The sequence below is a fragment of the Streptomyces aquilus genome, from assembly GCF_003955715.1.
Classification (GTDB): Bacteria; Actinomycetota; Actinomycetes; order Streptomycetales; family Streptomycetaceae; genus Streptomyces; species Streptomyces aquilus.
The window spans coordinates 4,127,491-4,152,269 of sequence record NZ_CP034463.1 but is presented as its reverse complement, the minus strand read 5'-3'; the positions used below and the strand labels follow the sequence as shown (position 1 = coordinate 4,152,269).

At 72.4% G+C, this 24,779-nt stretch carries 19 protein-coding genes; 9 read left to right on the top strand and 10 right to left on the bottom strand.

What is annotated here, in order from left to right:
- Positions 1–55 precede the first annotated feature (55 nt).
- Together EJC51_RS19090 and EJC51_RS19085 are read right to left on the bottom strand one after the other, a co-directional pair.
- Positions 56–862 carry an endonuclease I family protein gene (locus EJC51_RS19090; RefSeq protein WP_059191943.1) on the bottom strand — a complete coding sequence of 269 codons (807 nt, stop codon included), beginning with the start codon at positions 860–862 and terminating at the stop codon, positions 56–58.
- A 220-nt stretch (positions 863–1,082) separates the two neighbouring features.
- A complete protein-coding gene (locus EJC51_RS19085; RefSeq protein ID WP_126272195.1) occupies positions 1,083–3,296 on the bottom strand; it encodes a mannosyltransferase YkcB-related protein in 2,214 nt (737 codons plus the stop codon).
- 134 nt (positions 3,297–3,430) lie between these two features.
- Here EJC51_RS19085 and EJC51_RS19080 point away from each other — a divergent pair, with 134 nt between their 5' ends.
- The 5 genes from EJC51_RS19080 (at position 3,431) to EJC51_RS19060 (ending at position 11,683) form a co-directional block, all read left to right on the top strand.
- A complete protein-coding gene (locus EJC51_RS19080; RefSeq protein ID WP_126272194.1) occupies positions 3,431–4,273 on the top strand; it encodes a serine hydrolase in 843 nt (280 codons plus the stop codon).
- Positions 4,274–4,429: 156 nt separating this feature from the next.
- The gene (locus tag EJC51_RS19075; protein WP_126272193.1) at positions 4,430–5,968 is read left to right on the top strand and encodes a serine hydrolase domain-containing protein; all 1,539 of its coding nucleotides are present in this window, start codon (positions 4,430–4,432) and stop codon (positions 5,966–5,968) included.
- Positions 5,969–6,120: 152 nt separating this feature from the next.
- The gene (locus EJC51_RS19070; protein WP_126272192.1) at positions 6,121–7,143 is read left to right on the top strand and encodes an esterase-like activity of phytase family protein; all 1,023 of its coding nucleotides are present in this window, start codon (positions 6,121–6,123) and stop codon (positions 7,141–7,143) included.
- A 113-nt stretch (positions 7,144–7,256) separates the two neighbouring features.
- Positions 7,257–10,970, top strand: a complete 3,714-nt coding sequence (locus EJC51_RS19065; protein ID WP_126272191.1) for an ABC transporter ATP-binding protein — start codon at positions 7,257–7,259, stop codon at positions 10,968–10,970.
- 308 nt (positions 10,971–11,278) lie between these two features.
- On the top strand, positions 11,279–11,683 hold the full coding sequence (locus tag EJC51_RS19060; RefSeq protein ID WP_126272190.1) for a hypothetical protein: 405 nt from the start codon (positions 11,279–11,281) through the stop codon (positions 11,681–11,683).
- 51 nt (positions 11,684–11,734) lie between these two features.
- Here the strand turns inward: EJC51_RS19060 and EJC51_RS19055 are convergent, their stop codons facing one another.
- The 4 genes from EJC51_RS19055 to EJC51_RS19035 form a co-directional block, all read right to left on the bottom strand.
- Positions 11,735–13,168: a S28 family serine protease gene (locus tag EJC51_RS19055; RefSeq protein ID WP_126272189.1), complete on the bottom strand. Its 1,434-nt coding sequence runs from the start codon at positions 13,166–13,168 to the stop codon at positions 11,735–11,737.
- 95 nt (positions 13,169–13,263) lie between these two features.
- The gene (locus EJC51_RS19050) at positions 13,264–13,899 is read right to left on the bottom strand and encodes a hypothetical protein (protein ID WP_126272188.1); all 636 of its coding nucleotides are present in this window, start codon (positions 13,897–13,899) and stop codon (positions 13,264–13,266) included.
- A 115-nt stretch (positions 13,900–14,014) separates the two neighbouring features.
- Positions 14,015–15,802, bottom strand: a complete 1,788-nt coding sequence (locus EJC51_RS19045) for a glycoside hydrolase family 3 protein (protein ID WP_126272187.1) — start codon at positions 15,800–15,802, stop codon at positions 14,015–14,017.
- Between the two features lie 399 nt (positions 15,803–16,201).
- Positions 16,202–17,119 (bottom strand): LysR family transcriptional regulator, encoded by a 918-nt coding sequence (locus EJC51_RS19035; RefSeq protein WP_126272185.1) that lies wholly within the window; start codon positions 17,117–17,119, stop codon positions 16,202–16,204.
- A gap of 90 nt (positions 17,120–17,209) precedes the next feature.
- Here EJC51_RS19035 and EJC51_RS19030 point away from each other — a divergent pair, with 90 nt between their 5' ends.
- From EJC51_RS19030 to EJC51_RS19020, 3 genes are read left to right on the top strand one after another with little or no spacing between them, the layout of a single operon-like run.
- Positions 17,210–18,121 (top strand): EamA family transporter, encoded by a 912-nt coding sequence (locus EJC51_RS19030; RefSeq protein ID WP_126272184.1) that lies wholly within the window; start codon positions 17,210–17,212, stop codon positions 18,119–18,121.
- A 4-nt stretch (positions 18,122–18,125) separates the two neighbouring features.
- On the top strand, positions 18,126–19,373 hold the full coding sequence (gene aroA, locus EJC51_RS19025) for a 3-phosphoshikimate 1-carboxyvinyltransferase (protein WP_126272183.1): 1,248 nt from the start codon (positions 18,126–18,128) through the stop codon (positions 19,371–19,373).
- Positions 19,370–20,005, top strand: a complete 636-nt coding sequence (locus EJC51_RS19020) for a GNAT family N-acetyltransferase (RefSeq protein WP_126272182.1) — start codon at positions 19,370–19,372, stop codon at positions 20,003–20,005. Before aroA ends, EJC51_RS19020 begins: the two co-directional genes overlap by 4 nt.
- Before the next feature lie 10 nt (positions 20,006–20,015).
- Here EJC51_RS19020 and EJC51_RS19015 read toward each other — a convergent pair whose 3' ends face one another.
- Positions 20,016–20,957 carry a LysR family transcriptional regulator gene (locus EJC51_RS19015; RefSeq protein ID WP_126272181.1) on the bottom strand — a complete coding sequence of 314 codons (942 nt, stop codon included), beginning with the start codon at positions 20,955–20,957 and terminating at the stop codon, positions 20,016–20,018.
- A 51-nt stretch (positions 20,958–21,008) separates the two neighbouring features.
- On the opposite strand from EJC51_RS19015, the gene EJC51_RS19010 reads away from it, so the two are divergent.
- Entirely contained in the window at positions 21,009–21,572 is a 564-nt protein-coding gene (locus EJC51_RS19010) for an RBBP9/YdeN family alpha/beta hydrolase (RefSeq protein WP_126272180.1), read from the top strand.
- Positions 21,573–21,645: 73 nt separating this feature from the next.
- Here EJC51_RS19010 and EJC51_RS19005 read toward each other — a convergent pair whose 3' ends face one another.
- The 3 genes from EJC51_RS19005 to EJC51_RS18995 all read right to left on the bottom strand — a co-directional run bounded on the left by EJC51_RS19005 (position 21,646) and on the right by EJC51_RS18995 (position 24,754).
- Complete coding sequence (locus EJC51_RS19005; RefSeq protein ID WP_126272179.1) at positions 21,646–22,911, bottom strand: MFS transporter; 1,266 nt, start codon at positions 22,909–22,911, stop codon at positions 21,646–21,648.
- A gap of 91 nt (positions 22,912–23,002) precedes the next feature.
- Positions 23,003–23,803, bottom strand: coding sequence for a sugar phosphate isomerase/epimerase family protein (locus EJC51_RS19000; protein WP_126272178.1), 801 nt, complete (start codon positions 23,801–23,803; stop codon positions 23,003–23,005).
- Between the two features lie 18 nt (positions 23,804–23,821).
- On the bottom strand, positions 23,822–24,754 hold the full coding sequence (locus tag EJC51_RS18995) for a bifunctional helix-turn-helix transcriptional regulator/GNAT family N-acetyltransferase (protein WP_126272177.1): 933 nt from the start codon (positions 24,752–24,754) through the stop codon (positions 23,822–23,824).
- Positions 24,755–24,779: the final 25 nt, after the last annotated feature.

The window sequence follows — 24,779 nt, the reverse complement described above, 5'->3', positions numbered from 1 at the left end:
TCGAACTCCCCATGGGAAATGGGGAGTTCGACGCCTCTTCCGCAGCGGCTGCCGGCTACCAGATCGCCTCGACCCACTCCGGGTGGTCGATGAACGGGTTGCGGTTGTGCTGGTAGGTGTCGTAGATGACCTGGTTGCGGCGCTCCTCGAAGGCACTCGGCGGGTCCGCCTCGTTCCAGGCCTTGAGGACGGAGAGCTTGCCCATGTACGGGTTGGAGCCGTTGCCGACCTTCTCGTTGGGTTCCAGGTCGGCGAAGCCGTCGTCACCCTCGTAGCGCACGGCCATGTAGAGGATCATGCGGGCCACGTCGCCCCGGTCCGCGGCGCGCGGCGCGAAGGAGTCGGAGTCGACGGTGGAGCCGCCGCCGTTGGTGACCGCGCTGCCGCCGTTGTCGAAGTCCAGGTTGCCGCGGGTGCTGTTGACCTGGACGTCACAGGCGCGCAGATGGTGCAGGTCGGTGCCCGGGCCGACCACCTCGCCGAAGTCGCCGTGCGACTTGGCCCAGGTGTGCTCACGGTTCCAGTCGCCGACGTCACCGCCGTTGAGGGACTTGCTGCGCGAGACGCCGCTGTACAGGAGCAGGACGTTGCTGGTGTTGTTCGGGTCCTGGTCGGTGACCTTGAGCGCGTCCCAGACCGCGGAGTACGAGATCTTCGAGACGTTGGCGCTGATGATCGTGTGCAGGGACGACTTCAGGCTCGTGCCCGTCTTGCCGATCGCGTTCTTGTAGTACGTCGAGTCGTACGCCGTGGTCGTGGCGGCGGCCGGGGTCGCGGTGAGCGCCGGGGCGCAGAGGCCGGCCATGACGGCGGCCGTGGCCAGGGCCACCGACTTCCAGCGCCGTATGCGTGTCGCCAGCATAAAGAGGGTCCCATCTACGCGGGTTGAATGGAGGCGGCAAGCGAGAGAGTGACATGGACATGCGGCCCTGTAAATGGAATCTGCGTGTCCATTGGGTGACCGGGAACGGCAAATCGGCCCTTGTCTACGCGAGTTGACGTGCCAGAACGGCCCCCGACCGGATGGGCGGGGGCCGTTGAGGCCGTACTTCAGGTCCTGCGTCTGGCCGTACGTCAGGTCGTCAGCCGACGTCCGACGGGTCGAGGCGGTAGATCGTCGACGTGGCGGAGTCGGAGGCGGAGTCGGAGGTCGACTCCGTCGTCGAAGTCGAGGCGTACTCGCTCGCCTTCACCGCCGTGCCGTTCTTCTGCACCCAGCTGGTGATCTCCTGGTTGAGGCTGCTGTTGCCGCCCATGCCGCCACCGCCGAGCTGGATGTAGTGCAACTCGCCCTTCTTCACCAGCTCCTTGAGCTTGGCCAGGGTCATCGCCTGGTCGGAGCCGGTGAAGCCCCACATGGAGATGACGGGCTTGTGGGTGCTCAGGATCAGCTGGCCCGCGCTCTGCGAGTTGGAGACCGCGAGCAGCCACTTGGCGCCGTCCTGGTGCTTCTCCAGGTACGCGATCAGCTCGCTGTCGACGCTGCCGCCGCCCATGGGGCCGCCACCGCCGCCATCGCTACCGCCACCGCCGAAGCCGCCGCTGCGAGCGCTGTCACCGCCCGGGAACTCCCCGTTCGCGCCGCCCGGTGCGCCACCGCCCTGCGGAAGCTCGCCGCCACCGCCACCGGGCTGCATCCGGCCATCGCCACCGGGGAACTCCCCGCCCGCCTGACCGCTGCCCTGCCGGGCGCCGTCCGGCATGCCGCCGGGGCCACCTCCGTCGCCGCCCCGGCCGCCACCGGGCCCGCCCATGCCGTTCCCGGTCGACGGGCCCGCCGTGGGATTGGTGCCTCCCATGCCGCCGGAAGCGGAGTCGAAGGCCGGCGAGGCGGCGTACGCCGTCGGACCGGCGAGGCCCGCCACGACCGCCGCGGCCAGGGACACGGCCAGCAGCCGGGCCCGGGTCCCGGAGCCCGCCGTACGGAAGACGAACAGGCCCACGATCGCGAGCGCCATGACCACGCCGACGACCGGCCACAGCCAGGTGTTCCAGCCGGTGGCCCGGCGCAGCAGCACGACCGCCCAGACGCCGGTGACCGCGAGGCCCGCGGGCAGCACCCACGACCAGCGGGCGTCGCCACCGCGGAAGGCGCGCCACAGCATCACGCCGCCGCCACCGGTGAGCGCCGCGATGCCCGGGGCGAGCGCGGTCGTGTAGTACGGGTGCATGGTGCCCTCGGCCAACGCGAAGGTCAGGTAGTGCAGCACCAGCCAGCCGCCCCACAGCACGAGCGCGGCCCGCGTCGGGTCGGTGCGCGGGGCCCGGCCGCGCAGCACCAGACCGGCGGCGAGCGCGAGGAAGGCGAAGGGGATCAGCCAGGAGATCTGGCCGCCGAGGACGTCGTTGAACATCCGCCCGATGCCCGCGGTGCCGGCGAAGGTGCCGCCTCCGCCGCCTCCGCCGCCGCCCCCGCCGTTGCCCTCGCCACCGAGGACCCGGCCCAGGCCGTTGTAGCCCATGATCAGGTCCCAGGCGGAGCCGTCGGTCGAACCGCCGATGTACGGCCGGTCGTCGGCCGGGACCAGCGAGACGGCCGCGGCCCACCAGAAGCTGGCGACGGCCAGCGCGACGGCGGCCAGGGCCAGGTTGACGGCCTTCTTCCGCCAGCCGGGCTTCGAGGCGTACACGTACACGGCGAAGACGGCGGGCAGGGCGATGTAGCCCTGGAGCATCTTGGTGTTGAAGGCGAGCCCGAACAGGACCGCGGAGCCGATGAGCGGCAGCAGCCGGTCGGTGCGCAGGGCGCGCAGCGCCAGGGCCGCGCCGCCGACCATCAGCAGGACGAGGATCGTGTCGGGGTTGTTGTCACGGTTGATCGCGACCGTGATCGGGGTGAGCGCGAGGACCAGCGCGGCGATCGCGGCGGCGGCGTGCCCGAAGGCCCGCTTCACGGAGCTGTGCAGGATCCAGATCGTGCCGAGCGCGGCAGCGATCTCGGGCGCCATCATCTGCCAGGTGCCGAAGCCGAGGACGCGGCACGACAGGCCCATGACCATGAGGGCGAACGGCGGCTTGTCGACGGTGATGAAGTTGCCCGCGTCGAGCGAGCCGAAGAACCACGCCTTCCAGCTCTGCGTACCGCTGTAGACCGCCGCGCTGTAGAAGCTGTTCAGGCTGCTGCCGGACAGGTTCCAGGCGTACAGGACGCCGGCCAGGACCAGGATCGCGAGCAGCGCGGGCAGTGACCAGCGGGGGGCTTGGTCCGGAGGTGCCGCCGGTGGGCCGGGTGGCGGCCGGTCGGGAGAAACGGCCGTGGTCTCGGGGTGGGGGTGTGGATCGGTGGCAGATGTCACCCGAGCATGGTGCGGAGCCGGGGTGGGTGCGGGCTGTGCCGTACCTGGGCCCTGCCTGTGAACTCCTCCTAGTGTGCTGCGTCACTTTCGAACACGCATGCAACCTTTCACTCCCGTCCGTGAGTCAAGAGGGCATGACTCACGGCATATCCAGACGCGCCAGATGGGTGGCGGGGGGCGCGCTCGTCGCGTGTGTGGCCGCAGCCGCCCCCGCCACCGCCGCCACGGCCCCCACCGTCAGCTGTACGTCGTCCAAGGCGGGCCTCGCCGACAAGCTGAAGCGGGACATCACCTCGGCCCTCGCCAACCGCAAGGGCACGATCGCCGTCGGCCTCTACGACCGCAGCACCAAGACGACCTGCACCCTGCGCGCTTCGTCGGCCTACGACTCCGCGAGCGTCGTCAAGGTCACCGTCCTCGCCACGCTGCTGTGGGACGCGAAGCTGCACAACCGCTACCTGACCGACCGCGAGACCACCCTCGCCAAGGCCATGATCACCAAGTCGGACAACAGCGCCACCAGCACCCTGTGGAAGCAGCTGGGCCTGACGAAGATCAAGGGCTTCCTGAGCGCGGCCGGCATGACCCAGACCAAGCCCGGCGCCGACGGCTACTGGGGGCTGACCCAGATCACGGTCACCGACGAGCAGAAGCTCCTCAAGCTGATCACCGCGTCGAACACGGTCCTGAGCGACAACTCCCGCACGTACATCCGCAAGTTGATGAGCCAGGTCATCTCCTCGCAGCGCTGGGGCACCCCGTACGGCGCCCCCTCCGACGTCACCGTGCACGTCAAGAACGGCTGGCTGCAACGCTCCACGCACGGCTGGCGCGTCCACAGCGTCGGCACCTTCAAGGGCGGCGGCCACGACTACATGATCACGGTGCTCACGCACGACAACAGCACCATGAAATACGGCATCACGACCATCCAGGGCGTCGCCAAGGTCATCCACAGGGACCTCGCCGCGAGCTGACCGCACCCGGAGGCGCGCGGGTTACTCTGGGCGTGGTGGTTCCGGCCGCCTCCGGGTCCGCGGGCAGGGCTGCAAGCTCACCGGTGCACGGCGATGATCGACCACCGGTCTTTCCTGCCCGACGTCGCGGACCCGCGGGCGTGAGGAAGGACTACGGTGTCCGATCGCTCCCGTTCCCTGCCCGGCCGCCCGAGCCTGCGGTATCTCAAGATCGAGGCCAAACGCCGGTTGCGTGCCGGTGAGTTCACCACCCTGGACGAGGCGCAGCTGACGATCGCCCGCGAGCACGGAGCGCCGAGCTGGACGGCGCTCAAGCGGCTCGTCGAGAACCGCGTCACTCCCGGGCGACGACACGCGAGCCGGCAACTGCGGTGGATCGCCGCACGGTTCGCGGACGCCGACGCACCCGCCTGGCACGCGCCCGCCGAGGAGGAGCTGCGCGAGCACTTCCACGAGCAGCTCCTCGAAGCGACGCCGCCCGAGGAACTGCTGCCGAGGCTCATGAAGCTCGCGCCGCGTCTGCGCGGCCCCCGCACCGGCGCCCTCGCTCTCGTCGAGGACACCCCCACCCACGCCCTGGCCCGGCTCGACTCCGCCGACCTGGCGGCGGTCACCCAGATGCAGGCCGTCGTCGAACGCACCCCGCCGTACCGGCTGGTGGAGCTCCGCGTCCACCCCACCGCCGAGATCGACGACCCGCGGCTGACCGCGCCGGGCACCCGTACCGAAGGCCGGGTCCCCACGCCGGCCTCGGAGGTGGCGGCGCAGGTCTTCGCCGAACTCGGCCTGCCGGGGCTGGCGTTGGCGGCCGCCGACCCGCGAGGCACGGTCTGGGCCCTCGCCCGCGGCTGGTCCGCCCTCGATCCGGTCGAGCCGCTGACGACCCGGCACCGCTTCCCCGCCGGTTCCGTCACCACGCTGGTGACGGCCACCGCCGTGCTGCGCCTGGTCGCCGACGGCCGCGTCGGCCTGGACGACCCCGCCGACCGGAACCTGCACACCGTCCGCCTCGCCGACCCCGCCATCACCGTCCGGGAGCTGCTCGGCCACACCGGCGGCGTGGACACCCCGTCCGAACGGCTCACCGACCAGGTGCCGGACCCCCTCGCCCTGTTCGGCCCGGTCATCCCCTGCGGCGGACCGCGAGGCCGGCACGCGCGCAGCGACGCGGGCTACGCCGCGCTCGGTCTGCTCGTCGAGAACCTCACCGGATCGCCCTTCCCGCAGGCCGCCGCCGACCTCGTACTGCGGCCCCTGGGCATGACCGACTCCTTCTTCCCGGCCCACCGGCCCGCCGCGTCCGGCGAGACGCACACGGTCACCGGGTACGTCGCCTTCGAGGACGGCACTCTCATCCCCGTACGGGAACGGGTGAGCACCATGCCCGCCGCGGCCGGCCTGTGGACGACGGCACCCGACCTGGTGCGCTTCGGCCTCGGCTGGCACACCCTCCTCCCCGACGATCTGGCGCGCCAGGCCCTCACCCCGCAGACCGCCCTCCCCGGCGCGGGCCACGCCGGCCTGGGCTGGGAGCTGGACCCGAGCGGGGAGGTCGCGGGACGCACCGGCCACCTCCCCGGCGCCTCCGCCTCCCTCGCCGTCCACCTGCGCGACCGGCGGGTCCACGTCGCCCTGACCAACCGGAGCACGCCCCTCGAACCGGTCAACGGCCGCATCCTGCGCGCCCTCGGCTGAGAGTCTGTGGCGCCCCCGGAGCCGGGCTCCCACGGCTCGGCAGGGGGGTGCGTTTCGGCGGACTCGTGCGGTCTGGCGGGCTCGTGCGGTTCGGCAGATCTGCACACCTGCCGGACTCCCGCCCGTCACCGACCCGCCCTACGGTGGCGCCCATGCGCCTGAGAACCGTACTCGCGACCACCACCGCGGCCCTGGCGGCGACCACCTGTCTGTCCGCCGCCGGGCCCGCCAACGCCTCGACCACCCACGCCTGTTCGCCCTCCGTGTCCATCGACCGCTTCTCCGACGCGCTCGACAAGACGTCGTACGACGGGACGTTCGTCGGGAACTTCTCCGCGCTGGCGGTGGACCGGGACGGCTCGCTCGCGGCCCTCTCCGACCGGTCGTCGCTGTTCTCGTTGGACGCGCGGACCCTCGCCCCGAGGGGTGTGGTGGCGCTCGCCGACGAGAACGGCGCCGCCCTCGACTCCGAGGGCCTGGTGATCGACCGGGACGGCACCCGGCTGGTGACGTCGGAGACGGAGCCGTCCGTACGCCGGTACAGCACGGACGGCCGCGTCCTCGACCGCCTGCCGGTGCCGGACGCGCTGCGGGTGGCACCGGCGGGGCGGGCGGTCGCCAACGGCACGTTCGAGGGGCTGACCTGGTACCGCGGGGGCCGGTCCTTGCTGGCGTCGATGGAGTACGCGCTGTCCGGTGACACCTCGGGCGCGGTCCGCTTCCAGACCTGGCGCCGGACGGGTGCGGGCTTCGCCCTGTCGACCCAGTACGCCTACCAGCCCGACGCAGGCCTCGGCGTCCCCGAGGTCCAGTCCCTCCCCGACGGCCGCCTCCTCGTCCTGGAACGCGGCTTCACCTCCGGCGTCGGCAACACCGTCCGCCTCTACCTGGCCGACCCGCGCCACGCGACGGACACGAGCGGGGTGGAGAACCTGACGGGCCAGGACGGCGTACGGCTGGTGAGGAAGACCCTCCTCACGGACATCGCCACCTGCCCCACCCTCGGCGCCACCGCCAAGCAGCCCCAGCCGAACCCACTGCTCGACAACATCGAGGGCATGACGATCACGGGCCGTGGCAAGGGAGCGTGGAAGGTGCTGCTGGTCAGCGACGACAACCAGAACGCGGTGCAGACGACGCGGTTCTACTACCTCAGCGTCAAGCCCGCGCGCTGACGGGCCCGCACTCGGACGCCACCCCGTCCCCTCCGAAATATTGCGGCGGGATGAAATCCCCGCCCTTCCGCGTTGTCCCCTTCCGGCAGACCAGCAGAGCGGAGGACGGGCACGTGAGACAGCGGGGATGGGCACGGCGGCTGGCCGGATACGCCTGGCGGTATCCGAAGGACGTCGTCCTGGCCCTCGGGTCCAGTCTCGCCGGTATGGCGGTCATGGCGCTCGTGCCGCTGATCACGAAGGTGATCATCGACGACGTCATCGGTGATCACAGCCGGGACATGGCCCCCTGGGCCGGGCTGCTCATCGCCTCCGCCGTGCTCGTGTACGTCCTCACCTACATCCGCCGCTTCTACGGCGGCCGTCTCGCCCTCGACGTCCAGCACGACCTGCGGACCGAGATGTACGGCACGATCACGCGGCTCGACGGGCGGCGGCAGGACGAGCTGTCGACCGGGCAGGTCGTGGGGCGGGCCACCAGCGACCTCCAGCTGATCCAGGGGCTCCTCTTCATGCTGCCGATGACCATCGGCAACTTCGCCCTGTTCCTGATCTCCCTGGTCGTCATGGCCTGGCTGTCCATCCCGCTGACCCTGGTCGCCCTCGCGGTCGCGCCCGCCCTCGCCTGGATCGCGAAGCGCTCCCGCAGCAAGCTGCACCCCGCCACCTGGTACGCCCAGGCCCAGGCCGCGGCCGTCGCCGGGGTGGTCGACGGTGCCGTGGGCGGCGTGCGGGTGGTCAAGGGGTTCGGGCAGGAGGAGCAGGAGACCGGGAAGCTGAGGGAGGTCGGGCGGCGGCTCTTCGCGGGGCGGCTGCGGACCATCCGGTTCAACAGCAAGTACACGCCGGCGCTCCAGGCCGTCCCCGCCCTCGGGCAGGTCGCCATGCTCGCGCTGGGCGGCTGGCTGGCCGTGCGTGGGCACATCACCCTCGGTACCTTCGTCGCCTTCTCGACCTATCTCGCCCAGCTCGTCGGGCCGGTCCGCATGCTCGCCATGGTCCTCACCGTCGCCCAGCAGGCCCGCGCCGGCACCGAGCGGGTCCTGGAGCTGATCGACACCGAGCCGTCCATGACGGACGGGCGCAAGGAGCTGCCCGCCGACGCGCCCGCGACCGTCGAGTTCGACGACGTGTCCTTCGGGTACGAGGACGCCTCCGGCAAAACCAGCCCCGTCCTCCAGGGGCTCTCCTTCGAGATCCGGCCCGGTGAGACCCTCGCCGTCGTCGGCTCCTCCGGCTCCGGCAAGTCCACCGTCTCCCTCCTCCTCCCGCGCTTCTACGACGTCACGCACGGCGCCGTCCTCGTCGGCGGCCACGACGTCCGCGAGCTGACCCTCGACTCGCTGCGGGCCGCCATCGGGCTCGTCCCCGAGGACTCCTTCCTCTTCTCGGACACCGTCCGCAACAACATCGCGTACGGCCGTCCCGAGGCCACTCAGGAGCAGATCGAGACCGCGGCCCGCGCCGCCCAGGCCGACCGGTTCATCAGCGAGCTGCCCGAGGGCTACGACACCAAGGTCGGCGAGCACGGCCTCACCCTCTCCGGCGGCCAGCGCCAGCGCATGGCGCTCGCCCGCGCGATCCTCACCGACCCGCGCCTCCTCGTCCTCGACGACGCCACCTCCGCCGTGGACGCCCGCGTCGAGCACGAGATCCACGAGGCGCTGAAGCAGGTCATGGAGGGCCGGACCACCCTGCTCATCGCGCACCGGCGGTCCACCCTCAACCTCGCCGACCGCATCGCCGTCCTCGACCAGGGCCGGCTCGCCGCCATCGGCACCCACGCCGAGCTGGAGAAACGGTCCGCCCTCTACCGGCGCCTGCTCACCGACCCCGACGAGCTCGGCGGCGTATCGCCCGGCCACGCCCAGCCCCTCGCCCCGGCCGAGGACACCTCCGTCCGCGACGAACTGGACGCCGAGTTCGACGCCGAACGCGGAGTGACCCCGCGGCTGTGGACCGGCGACCGGGAACGGAAGGACGTCGCGCTCTCCGGCACCCCGGCCACCCCCGAGCTGCTCGCCCAGGTGGAGGCGCTGCCCCCGGCGACCGACACCCCGGACATCGACGAGGCGCGGGCGGTCATGCCGGAGGAGTCGTACGGCCTGCGCAGGCTGCTGCGCGGGTTCGGCACCCCCCTCCTCATCAGCCTCGGGCTCGTCGCCGTCGACGCCGGCATGGGGCTGCTGCTGCCGATCCTGATCCGGCACGGCATCGACAGCGGCGTCAGCGAGATGGCCCTCGGCGCGGTCTGGGCGGCGTCGCTGCTCGGGCTGCTCACCGTCGGCGTGCAGTGGGCGGCGCAGGTCGGCGAGACGCGGATGACCGGGCGGACCGGCGAGCGGGTGCTGTACTCGCTCCGCCTGAAGATCTTCGCGCAGCTCCAGCGGCTCGGACTCGACTTCTACGAGCGAGAGTTGACCGGCCGGATCATGACCCGCATGACGACCGACGTCGACGCGCTCTCGACCTTCCTGCAGACCGGGCTCGTCACCGCCTTCGTCTCCGTCGTCACCTTCTTCGGCATCATGGTCGCCCTGCTCGTCCTCGACGTGCAGCTGGCCCTGGTCGTCTTCGTGACGCTGCCGCCGCTGATCGTCGCCACGTACTTCTTCCGCAAGGCGAGCGTGAAGGCGTACGAACTCGCCCGTGAGCGGGTGTCGGTGGTCAACGCCGACCTCCAGGAGTCCGTCGCCGGGCTCAGGATCGTGCAGGCCTTCCGGCGCGAGCGGGACGGCGGGGCGCGGTTCGCGGAGCGCAGCGACAGCTACCGGCAGGCGCGGATCCGGGGACAGTGGCTGATCTCGGTCTACTTCCCCTTCGTGCAGCTGCTGTCCTCGGTCGCCGCCGCGGCCGTCCTCATCGCGGGCGCCGGACGGATCGACGACGCGACCCTCACCACCGGCGCACTGGTCGCGTACCTCCTCTACATCGACCTGTTCTTCGCGCCCGTGCAGCAGCTCTCCCAGGTCTTCGACGGCTACCAGCAGGCCACCGTCTCCCTCGGCCGCATCCAGGAACTGCTCCAGGAGCCGACCTCGACGAAGGCGGCCGACGAGCCGCTCGAAGTGCTCTCCCTGCGGGGCGAGATCGCCTTCGAGGACGTGCACTTCGCGTACGGCGACGACGAGGAGGCCATCGGCGGGATCGACCTGCGCGTCCCCGCCGGGCAGACCGTCGCGTTCGTCGGCGAGACCGGCGCCGGCAAGTCGACCGTGGTGAAGCTGGTGGCGCGGTTCTACGACCCGACCGGCGGCCGGGTCACCGTCGACGGCACGGATCTGCGGGACCTCGACCTCACCTCGTACCGGCACCGGCTCGGGGTCGTCCCGCAGGAGGCGTACCTCTTCCCGGGCACCGTCCGCGACGCCATCGCCTACGGCCGCCCCGACGCCACCGACGCCGAGGTGGAGGCGGCGGCCCGCGCGGTCGGCGCGCACGAGATGATCGCCACCCTCGACGGCGGCTACCTCCACGAGGTCGCCGAGCGCGGCCGCAACCTCTCGGCCGGCCAGCGCCAGCTGATCGCGCTGGCCCGCGCGGAACTCGTCGACCCCGACATCCTGCTCCTCGACGAGGCGACGGCCGCCCTGGACCTGGCCACCGAGGCCCAGGTCAACCAGGCCACCGACCGGCTCGCGGGCCGCCGTACGACCCTCGTCGTCGCCCACCGGCTGACGACCGCGGCGCGCGCGGACCGGGTGGTCGTGATGGACCACGGGCGGGTCGCGGAGGACGGCACGCACGACGAGCTGATCGAACGCGACGGTCTCTACGCCTCGTTGTGGCGCACGTTCGTGGGGGAGGACGAGCCGCTGGCCGCCTGAGCGACGGCCTGCCGCAGCGCCGGACGGAGTCCGGCCAGTCGTCTCGAAGCCTGTGAGGCCCGCCAGGGCCGATCGGCGCGAGAGCGACATCGGGAGGTTCAGCCCACGGGCGGGTCGCGGAGGACGGCACGCACGACGAGCTGATCGAACGCGACGGTCTCTACGCCTCGTTGTGGCGCACGTTCGTGGGGGAGGACGCCCCGGTGGTCGCGTGATGGCCTGATCCCGTGACGGCCGTGCAACCATCCGACATACGTCGTGCGTCCGTACACCAGTACGCTCATCGCCGGGGTACGGGAGGGACCACAGTGGACCGAGGGACTGGTGCGATACGGCGGCGTGCCGCGGCCGTGCTCGCCGCGCTGACCGCTTCCGGGCTGCTCGCGATCGCGGTGCCGGGTCAGGCGCAGGCCGCGTCGGCGGACTCCTGCGAGGGCCGGAAGATCCGCACGTTCACCTTCTCCACCGGCTCCGTCCGGCTCTACAAGGACGGTGGCTGGCTCTGCGCCATGACGTTCCCGAAGAACACCGGCGGCGGCAAGCGCATCATGATGGTCAGCATCCAGGCGCGCGGCTTCGGGGCCGTCGTGGACAAGGACGAGTACACGCACCACGCCGGGCCGGTGAAGACGTACGCCGGCACCCGCAAGGTGTGGATCAAGGGCCAGGTGGGCCGGGGGAAGTACGAGTCCAGCAGCTGGAAGCGGTACTGAGAAACCCACCCGGCTCCGGCGCGCGGGACGCACCGGAGCCGGATGTCGGAGCTACGGACGGAGCGTGGGCTCGCGCTCCACGTCCCGCACGTCCAGCTTCCTGTCGAACCTCGCGAGCGGCTTCGCCTCGGCGACCGTGGCGGCCGACAGGCCGGCCCAGTCGAGGATGCGGGCCGTCGCGAAGGCCTTCTGGTCGGCGACCAGACCGGCCACGTTCGCGCCGTGGTTCATGCCGGGGGCCGTGAACACGTAGGAGTCCTTCGCGCCCTTGTCGACCCGGAACCGCTCGCCGCCCCACGGGTCGTTCTGGCCGTAGACGTAGAGCATGTGCCGGGCGTGGTGCCGGATCCAGGTGTCGACGTCCCGCATCGCGTACGGCTGGAACTTCGTCGGGATGTCACGCGGGACGAAGTTGCGCGGCGGCTGGTAGCCGTAGCGGACGTACTTCTTCTCGATGTACGGGAAGTGGATCGTGGGGGCGCCGAGCTGGGTGGCCGCCTGGTAGTAGTACGGCGTGTACGGTTCCAGGCCCTGGTCCGTGTAGAAGGAGAACCCGGAGATCGTGTCGACCGAGTTCCAGATCTGGTCGTCGGTCGCGGTCTTCGCGTCCGGCGGGATCAGCTCGTCGTCACCGCAGTTGGCCAGCAGGTTGTACTGCCAGAAGCCCCAGACGTAGTCGAGGACGACCGCCTCGTACGCCTTGTCGAGGCTGCCGACGGTGGTGAAGGTGAAGCCCTCCGCCGCCGCGTAGGCCGCGTACTTCTTCTCCAGGGACTCCCGGCGCACCAGCGCCTCGCGCTGCACCGCGTTCAGCCGGTCGCGGCACTCCTTGGTGCCGACGGAGGCGAAGAAGCGGTCGTAGGCCGAGTCCTCGTCGTTGACGACGTCGTTGGGGGCCACGTACGCCACCACGCCGTCCATGTCCTTGGGGTAGAAGCGCTCGTAGTAGGTGGCGGTCATGCCGCCCTTCGAGCCGCCGGTGGCGATCCAGTTCTTCGCGTAGATCGGCTTCAGCGCCTTGAAGACGCGGTGCTGGTCGCTGGCCGCCTGCCAGATGTCCAGCTTGCTCCAGTCGGCCGGGTCGGGCCGGGAGGGCGTGAAGAAGCGGTACTCCAGGGAGACCTGGTTGCCGTCCACGATCTGGGTCGGCTCGCGGCGGCTCGGTGTCGTGGAGACGTTGTAGCCGCCGGTGTAGAAGACCGTCGGGCGGCTGACGTCCTTGTGCAGCACGGTGATCCGCTGCTGGAACGTGCCCTTGGACGGGTGCCGGTGGTCCACCGGCTGGGTGTAGTTGAGGACGAAGTAGCGGTAGCCGGTGTAGGGCTTCTCCTCGATCAGGCTCATGCCCGGTATGGACAGCAGCTGTTCCTTGATGTCGGTGCCGGCGGCCGGGGTCTCCGGCTCGGCGGCGGTGGCCGCCCCTGCCGTGCTCAACGTGCCTATCAGCACCGTGAGCGCCAGCAGCCATCTGAGCGCCTTGCGCATACATGCTCCCCTGTGAGACAGCTGTGCGAGCGGAAGCTATCGGAGCAACTCCCCTGCGCACCAGGGGAGATCGGGAAAAGATGGCGCCCGTGTCCTCAGACCGGGCGGGCGCAGCCGACCGGTTCCTCGCCGCCGAGCTGGACGTACAGCGCCGTGGACAGCGGGCACCGGCTGCGTCGGGAAACCGCCTTCGTCACCTTGAACTCCGGCTTCTTCTCGCCCTTTCCGTCGCACGCGGTCTCGCGGACCTGTCCGTCGCCGGAGCTGTAGACGCAGTCGCCGACGATGGTGCGCGGCCCGCCCCCGCCGCCCGGGTCGCCGGGATGCGGGGCGGAGAGGTTGCGCATACAGGCGTAGCCCTGCGGGACCGCACCGTCGCCGTCCTCGTCGGAGGACGGGGCCTGTTCGCTGATGTGCAGCACGAAGTCGGTGGTGCCCGGGCAGAGCGGGCCGTCGGCGCTGGTGCCGTCGAAGCGCGCCACGACCCGGGCCGCCGCCCGCTCACTGGTGCAGGGCACCTCGGTGAAGCTGGTGGTGCCGAAGGAGCTGCACTCGTCGACGTCGAGGAACACCGTCCCGTACCCGGAGGGCCGGGTCGGTGTCACCTCGTTGCTGATGTGTCCGTCGCTCTCGGTGCCGCTGTCCGGCGTGCTCTGGCAGGCGGTCAGCAGGGCCGCGAGCAGCACGGCGAGCAGGGCGTACACCGCCCCTGCCGACCATTTCTCGCGCATCGCATCCCCCCGGACACCCCGGACCAGCGTGACCCGCCGTGGCGGGGACACGCCAGCCGTGCGGGGTGCTTTGCGCCCTTTGACGGGTGTGCACCGGGTGCGTGGCGTACGTGCGCTACGTCGGATACGAGAGCCCGTGGCCGATCGGATACAGCACCTGTGCCGGATCGTCGGCCTTCTGCACCGGCACCGGCAGCTTCCCGCGCGGCGCCGCCGCGCCCGCGATCACCCGCGCGGCGGCCCGCAGTTCGACGTCGGTCCAGGAGTACGCCGCCAGGTAGGCCGGGACGCCGGGCAGTTGGGCCACGTCGTACGGATTGCGGATCGCGATCGCCACCACCGGTTTCCCCGTCGCCAGCAACTGCTCGACCAGCGTCTTCTGCGCGGCGTTCAGGTTGTACGTCCCCACGACGACCGCGTCCGCGTTCTGCGCCGCCGCGACCGCCTTGGCGACGGTGGCGGCGGAGGGTGCCGTGCCCGTGGACAGGGCGGTGGCCGTGAAGCCGAGCTCGGTGAACGCGGTCGCGAGGACCCCGGTGGGCGGGCCGGTGGTGCCGGACGGGGAGGCCGGATCGGCGCCGCACACCAGGAGTGCGCGCGGGGACAGGGGCAGCAGGCCGCCCTTGTTGACCAGCAGGGTCGTCGTCCGCTCGGCGACGCGGTCGGCCGCCGCGAGGTGGGCGGGGGCGCCGACGGTACGGCTGACACCGGCCTGGCTGACGTACGGCTTCTCGAACAGCCCCAGTTTCGCCTTCAGCCGCAGCACCCGCAGGATCGACTCGTCGAGCCGCGCCTCGGTCAGCTCGCCGCCCCGCACGGCGTTCAGCACGGCGTTCCAGGCGACGTCCAGATTCGGCGGGTTGAGGAGCTGGTCCACCCCGGCCTTCAGGGCGAGCACGGGGACGCGGTCGTCGCCGTACTTCGTGCGCACGCCCTCCATGCCGAGGGAGTCGGTGACGATCACCCCCTCGTAGCCGAACTCCTCGCGCAGGATGCCGTGCAGGATCGGGCGGGACAGGGTCGCCGGGTCGCCGGAGTCGTCGAGGGCCGGGACCATCAGGTGGGCGGTCATGATCGAGTCGATGCCGGCGGCGATCGCGGCCCGGAACGGCGGGGCGTCCAGCTCCTCCCACTGCTCGCGGGTGTGGGTGATGACCGGGAAGCCGTAGTGGCTGTCGACGGCGGTGTCGCCGTGCCCGGGGAAGTGCTTGGCGGTGGCGGCGACCTGACGGCCGTGCTGGTACCCGCTGACCTCGGCGGCGACGAGTCCGGCCACCGCGTGCGGGTCGGCTCCGAAGGAGCGGACGCCGATGACCGGGTTGGCGGGGTTGACGTTGACGTCGGCGACGGGGGAGTAGTTCTGCCGGATGCCGAGAGCCCGCAACTCCTGCCCCGCGACACGGCCGAGGGTGCGGGCGTCCTTGCGTGAGCCGCCCGCGCCGATGGCCATCGCGCCCGGGAAGAGCGTGGCGGGCTCGCCGACCCGGCAGACGATGCCGTGCTCCTGGTCGGTGGAGATCAGGACGGGCAGGCCGCGCGGCCTGCTGAGGGACGCCTTCTGGATGCCGTTGGAGAGGTCGGCGATCTGGTGCGGGTCGCGGGTGTTGTGCGCCCAGGTGAAGTAGATGATGCCGCCCACGCGGTACTTGGCGATCAGCTCGGCGGCGCTGCGGACGCCGATCTCCTTGAGGTTGGCGTCGATGTCGGCCTGGTCGGGGGCGGTGGCGGAGTGGCCGTAGACCCGCATCACGAAGAGCTGGCCGACCTTCTCCTCAAGGGTCATACGGGAGATGAGGGAACGGAGCTTCTTGTCGTCGTGGCCGGCGGCCCGGGCGTCGGTGCCGAACGCCAGGGCCGCGGTGACGCCCGCGCCGGCGGCGAGGACGGTACGTCTGGAGGGCAACGTGCGCTCCTTCCGGAGGTGATCCGCTGAAGGAAACTTCCGAGAAGACAGAGGTATCCGGGAAGTTTCTGCCAGTCAAGGGAGTGCGCACCGTACGACATGGAGGGGCCGCCATCGGCGCTGTTGGAGGGGGGCGCGCCGATGGCGGCGTGCTGCCGGCCGCAGTACGGAGGAGAGGGTAGGTCAGCGTTCGCAGCCAGCAGCGAGGCCGACACCGCACCGCGGTGACTCTCCGACAGCTCGCGGGTTGGACGAGCGGGGGCGGAACGGGGTTCCCGGGCGGGGCCCGAATCCCGGAAGTCGGGGGGCGAGGGGCGGGCGGGGTGGGTGGGGCGGTTCACCGGGGCCGGTGGGGCGGTCGGGGTGGCTCGGCGGGGGCGCCGGGGCGGCCCGGCTTGTTCAGCGGGGTGGGGTGGACGCGGTCTTGGGCCAGTGGTTCTGGAGGGTGCGTACCGTCTCCGTGATCGACGGGCGGCCCGCCGCGCCCGTGCGCCACAGGGCGTACAGGCGTCGTACCGGGGTGGGGTCGAGGTCGACCTCGACGACGCCGGCCGGCAGCGGGCCGCGGCCGAGGCGGGGGATGAGGCAGATGCCGAGTCCGGCGGCGACGAGCGCGACGAGGGTGGGGTTCTCGTCGGCCTGGTGGATGATCTCCGGCTCGTGCCCGGCGCTTCGCAGGGTGCGTACCAGCCAGTCGTGGCAGACCCGGCCCGGCGGCTGGCACACCCACCGCTCCCCGCCGAGGTCCTCGCGCCGCACCTTCGCCCGCCCGGCGAAGGCGTGCCCCTCGGGCACGAGCAGCGTGCACCGGTCCTCGCCGATCACCGCCTGCTCCACCCCGGGCGGCACCGGCAGCGGCGAGATGTCCCAGTCGTGCACGACGGCCATGTCCAGCGCGCCCCGCGCCACCAGCCCCACCGACAGATGCGGGTCGATCTCGGAGAGCCGGACGTCGAGGGCGGGGTGCCGCTGGGCGAGGTCGGCCAGCACGCCCGGCAGCAGCCCGCGCGCCGCCGACGCGAACGCGGCCACCGTCAGCCGCCCCGCCGGGGTGTTGCGCCGCTGCTCGATACCGGTCTCGGCGCGCTCGACGATGGCGAGCAACTCCTCTGCGGTGTCGACGAGTTGCAGCGCCTCAGCGGTGAGCCGCACCCCACGCCCCTCCCGCTCGAGGAGCACGGTCCGGGTCTCCCGCTCCAGCTTGGCGATCTGCTGGGACACGGCGGAGGGCGTGTAGCCGAGCGCGGCGGCGGCCGCGCCGACGGTGCCGTGGACGGAGACGGCGTGCAGGGCGCGGAGGCGTTGCAGGTCGAGCATCTCCCGGCTCCCAATCGTTAGCGTCGCTTCATCCAACCATGCAGCAATCATCGCTGGTGCTACATGGTCGCCGCGGGTGATCCTCGACGCATGCGTCCCGCCCACATCGCCCTCGCCGTCCTCGTCGCCGCCGTCTGGGGCGTGAACTTCACCGTCATCGAGATCGGCCTCGACCACTTCCCGCCGCTGCTCTTCTCCGCCCTGCGCTTCCTGGCGGCGGCCCTGCCCGCGGTGTTCTTCGTGGGCCGCCCGAAGGTGGCGTGGAAGTGGATCGTGGCGGTGGGCCTGGTGCTGGGGGTCGCGAAGTTCGGCCTGCTGTTCGTCGCGATGGACGCGGGGATGCCGGCCGGACTGTCCTCCCTGGTGCTCCAGATCCAGGCGGTGTTCACGGCGGTGATCGCGTTCGCGGTCCTGGGCGAACAGCCGTCCGGAGTACGTGCGTTGGGCATGGCGGTGGCGCTGGCGGGCATCGGCGTCGCGGCCGTCGACGAGGGCACGTCCGGCCCCCTCGGCGCCTTCGCCCTGTGCGTCGCGGCGGCGGCCTGCTGGGGAGCTTCCAACGTCCTCACCCGCAAGGCGGCACCCCCGGACGCGCTGAACTTCATGGTGTGGGTGAGCACGGTCCCGGTCCTGCCCCTCCTCGCCCTCTCCCTCCTGACCGAGGGGCCGACGCGGGACTACGACGCGCTGCGCGCCCTCGACTGGCAGGGCGCCGGCACGGTCGTCTACGTCGCCTGGGTCACGACGGTCCTCGGCTTCGGGGCCTGGGGTTGGCTCCTCCGCCACCACCCGGCATCCACGGTCGCCCCCTTCTCCCTCCTGGTCCCGGTCTTCGGCATGTCCTCGGCGGCCCTGTTCCTGGGGGAGAGCGTGAGCGGTCTGCGGTGGTGCGCGGCGGCGCTGCTGGTGGGCGGGGTGGCGCTCGCGTCGGTGACGGTGCGGCGGCCGGCGGTCCACCCGCTGGACGCCCCGGCGCCGGAAACCGTCCGCGTCCGATCATGACGGCATGCCCGCAGTCGCCATCCCCGGTTCCAAGTCCATCACCGCCCGCGCCCTGTTCCTGGCGGCGGCGGCCGACGGTGTCACGACGCTCGTACGGCCCCTCCGCTCCGACGACACGGAGGGGTTCGCCGAGGGGCTGAGCCGGCTCGGGTACCGCGTCGGGCGGACGCCGGAGAGCTGGCAGGTCGACGGCCGGCCCGAGGGGCCCGCCGTGGCGGAGGCCGACGTCTACTGCCGGGACGGCGCGACGACCGCACGCTTCCTGCCGACGCTGGCCGCGGCCGGCCACGGCACCTACCGCTTCGACGCCTCCGCCCAGATGCGCCGCCGCCCCCTGCTGCCGCTCTCGCGCGCCCTGCGCGACCTGGGCGTGGACCTGCGCCACGAGGAGGCCGAGGGCCACCACCCGCTGACCGTCCGGGCGTCCGGCGTCGAGGGCGGCGAGGTGGTGCTGGACGCCGGTCAGTCGTCCCAGTACCTGACGGCACTGCTGCTGCTGGGTCCGCTGACCCGGCGCGGGCTGCGGATCCGCGTGACCGACCTGGTCTCCGTGCCGTACGTGGAGATCACGATCGCGATGATGCGGGCGTTCGGCGTCGAGGTCGCCCGGGAGGGGAACGTCTTCGTCGTCCCGCCGGGCGGCTACCGGGCCACCACGTACGCGATCGAGCCGGACGCCTCCACCTCCAGCTACTTCTTCGCCGCGGCGGCCGTCACCCCCGGCGCCGAGGTCACCGTCCCCGGCCTCGGGACGGGCGCCCTCCAGGGGGACCTGGGCTTCGTGGACGTCCTGCGCCGGATGGGCGCCGACGTGTCGGTGACGCCGGAGGGCGCGACCGTCCGCGGCACCGGCCGACTGCGCGGCCTCACCGTCACCATGCGGGACATCTCGGACACCATGCCGACCCTCGCGGCCCTCGCCCCCTTCGCCGACGGCCCCGTCCGTATCGAGGACGTGGCGAACACCCGGGTCAAGGAGTGCGACCGCCTGGAGGCCTGCGCGGAGAACCTGCGGAGGCTGGGGGTGGAGGTGGCGGTGGGCCCGGACTGGATCGAGATCCGGCCGGGGCTGGACCCGGCGACCGCGGGCGCCGAGATCAAGACGTACGGCGACCACCGCATCGTGATGTCCTTCGCGGTCACCGGGCTGCGGGTGCCCGGTATTTCGTTCGACGACCCCGGATGCGTGCGGAAGACTTTCCCCGGTTTCCACGAGGCGTTCGCCGCACTGCGAAGGGACATCGGGCATTGAGCTTCAAGCTGGAGGGACCGCTCCTGGAGGGCGGGCTGGTGCGCCTGGAACCGCTGGAGCACCGGCACGCGCCCGGTCTCGCCGCGGCGGCCGAGGAGGACCGCGACACCTTCGCGTTCACCTGGGTGCCGCGCGCCCACGAGGTCGCCGGGTACATCGACGCCCAGCTCGGCCGGGCCGCGGACGGCAAGCTCGCCCCGTACGCCCAGATCTCGACGGCGACCGGGCACGTCGTCGGCACCACCTCCTACTGGGAGCCGCGCAGTTGGCGGTCGCCGGACCGCCTCGACGCCATCGAGATCGGCTTCAGCTGGCTGGCGAGGTCCGCGCAGGGCACCGGCGTGAACGCCGAGTCCAAGTACCTGCTGTTCCGGCACGCCTTCGAGGAGTGGGGCGTCGCCCGCGTCGACCTCAAGACCGACGCCCGCAACGCCCGCTCCCACGCGGCGATCGCGAGCGTCGGCGCCCGCTTCGAGGGCGTCCTGCGCAACTGGTCGCGCTCCTGGGCACCGGGCGAGGACGGCCGGCTGCGCGACTCCGCGATCTTCTCCGTCACGGCGGAGGAATGGCCGCGGATCCGGCCGGCCCTGGAGGCGCGGGTGGCGCGGTTCGCGGCCCGCCGGGCGAGCTGAGCCGGGCCCGTCACCGTCCCGTCAACTCCTCCGCCGCACGCCGCAGTTCCTCCCGTACGGCGGCCAGCACCGGGTCGTCCTCCGACCCCGTCCGCACCGCCGCGAACACGTTCCGGGACGGCGGCTCGCCCTCGGTCCGCAGCACCGCGAGCCGCCGGCCCTCGTACAACGGCCGTACCAGGCGCGGGATCAACGCCACCCCGGCCCCCGCCTCGACGAGCGCCGCCACCGCCGCCCAGTCGTTCACGGCGTGCCGGATGTCGGGCGTGAAGCCGGCCGTCGCGCACACCGAACGCGCCACCGCCCCCACACAGCTGCGCGGATGGCCCACGATCCAGGCGTCGGCGGCCAGTTCGCGCAGGGGGACGTCCCCGTCCCGCCCCGCCAGCCGGTGGCCTTCCGGCACCACCAGGTCCATGACGTCGGTGAGCAGGTCGACGCGGCTGTAGCGGCGGTCGGTGTGCGGCGGCCCCGCGGCGAAGTCCACCGCCACCGCGAGGTCCACCTGCCCTCCGTCCAGCGCGGTGAACAGATCCGGCGGCTCGGACTCGACGACGTCCACACGGACGTGCGGCAGCCGCGCCCCCAGCCCCCGCAGGGCCCCCGGCAGCAGCCCCAGGATGCCGCTGGAGAAGCAGCCGACCGTCACCGAGCCGCGCCCGCCCTCCCCGTACGCCGCCAAGTCGGCGCGGGCGCGCTCCAGTTGGGCGGCGATCAGATCGGCGTGCGCCAGCAGGACCCGGGCCTGGCCGGTGAGCCGTACGCCCCGGCCGTCCCGTTCGGTGAGGGGCGCGCCCACCTCCCGGGCCAGCGCGGCGATCTGCTGGGAGACGGCGGACGGGGTGAGGTGGAGGGCCTCGGCGGTACGGGCGAGACTGCCCCGGCGCTGGAGTTCCCGCAGGACGGTCAGGCGGCGCAGATCGACGGTGAAGGTCTCGCTTACCTGTTCCATCGAGAAAGATTAACTGGACCGGGGGAGAGAGGATCGGAAACGATCAGGGTCATGACCGCCTACCTCATCCTCCACGGCTGGCAGAACCACCGCCCCGCCGACCACTGGCAGCACTGGCTCGCCGACCGCCTCACCGAGCTCGGCCACCAGGTCACCTACCCGCAGCTGCCCGATCCGGACGACCCCTCGCTGGAGGTGTGGCTGACCGAGCTGGCCCGGTATCTCGCGGAGGCGCCGGATGTCGTGGTCGCCCACAGCGCCTCCGCCGTGCTGTGGCTGCACGCGGTGGCGCGGGGGACGCCCGGGGTCGGGGACGTGGAGCGGGTGCTGCTGGTGGCGCCGCCGTCCGCCCCGGTCCTGGCCCGGTATCCCGAGGTCGTCGAATTCACCGCGCCACCCCTGGACTTCACCCTCCCGGGGCCGACGCTGCTGGTGGCGGGCGACGACGACCCGTACTGCCCAGGTGGCGCGCAGGCCGCCTACGGCGACCCGCTGGGCATCCCCACCCGGCTCCTCCCCGGCGCCGCCCACCTGGATCTGGACGCCGGGTACGGCTCCTGGCCGTCGGTGCTGGAGTGGTGCCTGGACCCGGAGGCCGAGTTCAGGAGCCGGTAGGCCCGGAGGCCGAGTTCAGGAGCCGGTAGGCCCGGTGGCCGAGTTCAGGGCCCGGGAGGTGCGGTGGCCGAGTTCAGGGTCCGGTAGGCGCGGTGGCCGGGGGCTCCCCGGGGGCGGCGGCACCGGCCGCGCGCAGCTCCGGTGTGGTGACACCGACCGCCGTCACCGCCGCCAGGCACATCAGCCCGCCGGCGATCAGCGCGGTCGCTCCGGAGCTCCAGCCCGCGACCAGGCCGCCGCGGAGGTTGCCCAGGTGGGGGCCCGCCTGGCCGACGATCGTCTCGGCCGCCGTGACCCGGCCCAGCAGGGCGTCGGGGGTGCGGGTCTGGACGATGGTCGTACGGGAGAGGACGGCGAGGGCGTCCGCCGCACCGGCCAGCGTGAGCAGACCGAGGCCCAGCCAGGCGCTGGTCGTCAGTCCGAAGAGGAAGAGGCCGACGCCCCAGCAGGCGGACGCGCACAGCATCACCGGGCCGGGGCGGGCCAGCCGGGTCACCGGGCCGGAGAAGGCGGTCGCGGCGACTCCGCCGACGGCCAGCGCGGACAGGAACAGCCCGAGGGTGCGGGGGTCGCCGCCGAAGCGTTCCTCGTTGACCAGCGGGAAGAGGCTGGTCGGCATGGACAGCAGGGTGGCCGCCAGGTCGGTGACCAGGGCGCCGCGCACCACCCGGTGGCCGACCAGGAAGCGCAGGCCGTCCAGCACCCCGTGGATCCCGGGGCGGGACTTGGCGCCCTCGGGCGGCAGCGCGGGCAGGCCGTAGGCGCCGTAGAAGGACAGGGCGAAGCTCAGGGCGTCCAGGAGGTAGCAGACGCCGATCCCCCACCAGCCGAGGACGAGACCGGCGACGGCCGGGCCGACCAGCATCATCGCCTGGCCGCTGACCTGCTGGAGGGCGAGGCCGGCGGCCACCTGGTCCTTGGGCAGCAGCCGCGGCACGAACACCCCGGCCGCGGGGGCGCCGAGCGCGGCGAACGACGTCTGGACCGCGACCAGGACGAGCACGACGGCCACCGGCGCATGCCCGGCGAAGCCCTGCACGGCCAGCAGCACGGAGCACACCGCCGAGCCCACGGTGCCGGTCAGATACAGCCGGCGGCGGTCGACGCGGTCGGCCCAGGCGCCCGCGAACAGGCTGACGCCGACCATCGGCACCGCCTGCGCGACCCCGACCGCGCCGCTCCAGAACGCGCTGTGGGTCATGTCCCACACCTGGTACAGGACGGTGACCATGGTCATGAAGCTGCCGAGCACGGAGACCGTGCGCCCGAAGAGCAGCCGCCGGAAGACGGGGGAGGTGCGCAGGGGCCGTACGTCGAGCAGCGCGTCGGACAGGCTCATGAGAGCGGGAGCGGGAGCGGGAGCGGGGGCGGGGTGGGCTGATGCACCCCGGGACGTTATCCGGCGACGGCCCCCCGGGCCACCGAATTAGTCACGCGCTGTCGTTCAGAAGGCGCGCCAGGTGCTCGCGCCCCCGCCCGAGCAGCCCCGGAAGCGGCGCGGCCCCCTCGTACCAGCGCTTCTCGTACTCCCAGCACAGCCAGCCGTCCCAGCCGTGCCGGGAGAGGATCTCGACGCACTCGGCGATCGGCAGGACACCGGCGCCGAGCCGCAGCGGGGTGGTGTCCTCGGCCGAGGCGATGTCCTTGACCTGGACGTATCCGAGGTACGGGGAGAGCGCCGCGTAGGTCTCGCTCGGCTGCTCGCCGCCGAGCCAGGTGTGCATGACGTCCCACAGCGAACCGACGTTGCGGTGGCCGACCAGGCCCAGGACGCGGATCGCGTCGGCGCCGGTGCGGTGCGAGTCGTGGGTCTCCAGCAGAATCCGTACGCCGAGGTCGGCGGCGTACTCCGCGGCCGTGCCGAGCCGCCGGGCGGCCGTGGCGTCGGCCTCCTCGGGGGACTGCCCGTGGGCCGCGCCGGGGAACACGCGGATGTAGGGGGCGCCCAGGTCGCGGGCGAGGTCGAGGAGCCCGCGGATCTCCTCGATCACGGGCGCGTCGTCCCCGGGCGCGGCCACGCGCACGTACCCGGCCACGCTCAGGATCTCCACCCCGGCGGCCTTGAACTCGCTCACGACGTCGGCCCGTTGCTCCGCCCCGATCCCGGGATGCACCGGCTCCTCGGGATGCGCGCGCAGCTCGACCCCGTGATACCCGTGCGCGGTGGCCAGCCGCAGCACCTCGGGGACGGGGAGACCGGGGACACCGAGAGTGGAGAACGCGAGTTTCATGGTTTTGGACTTTACGCGTCACTCCCGGGTGCCGTGCAGGTCCAGCCGCCAGTCCTGGCCGACCAGATCCTTGCCGAAGGACCGGTGCGGCTTCTCGGCGAGCAGCACGAAGCCGTGGCGCTGGTAGATGTGGCGGGCGGAGCTGAGGATGTCGTTGGTCCACAGCACCAGGTCCCGGTAGCCGACCTCGCGGGCGAAGCCGATGACGGCCGTGACCAGCCGGTCCCCGATGCCGAGGCCGCGGGCGTCCGGCTCGACCAGCAGCAGCCGAAGCCGGGCCGTGGCGGGCGCCTCGTCGCGCACGCACATCACGCAGCCCACCGGCCGCCCGTCCAGCTCGGCGATCCACACCCGCTCCAGATGCGGATCGTGATCCTCCGCGAAGTCGGCGACGATCCGCGCCACCAGCCCCTCGTAGTCGGCGTTCCAGCCGTACTCCGCCGTGTAGAGCGCGGCGTTGCGCTGCACGATCCAGCCCAGGTCACCGGGCCCTGGCTCGCGCAGCAGCACGTCCTCACGGCGGGGCGGCCGCCCCTCGGAGAGGAGGTCGCGGACGGTCCGCATGGCCTCCGCGAGCCGCGGCCGCTCGGCGGCGGGCACGGTGGCGAGGAGCGCGCCCACCGATTCGTCCGCCCGTTCGGCGAGCAGCGCTGCGGTCTCCCGGCCCCGGACGGTGAGCGTGACGCGCCGCCGCCGGGGATCCCGCCGCGAGGCCGTCCGCTCGATCAGCCCGTCCTCCTCGAACTTGTTGAGGATCCGGCTCAGATAGCCCGCGTCCAGCGAGAGTTCGGTCCGCAGGTCGGCCGCGTCGGTACGCGGGGAGTGCGCGAGCTCGTACAGGACCCGGGACTCGGTGAGGGTGAACGGGGCGTAGAGCCGGCGGCTGTAGTCGAGGGCGCCGATGACGTTGGTGTAGAAGCGGTTGAAGGCGCGGATGTCCTGGACGGTCATGGCGGGCGACCCCCGGGTGGCGAGG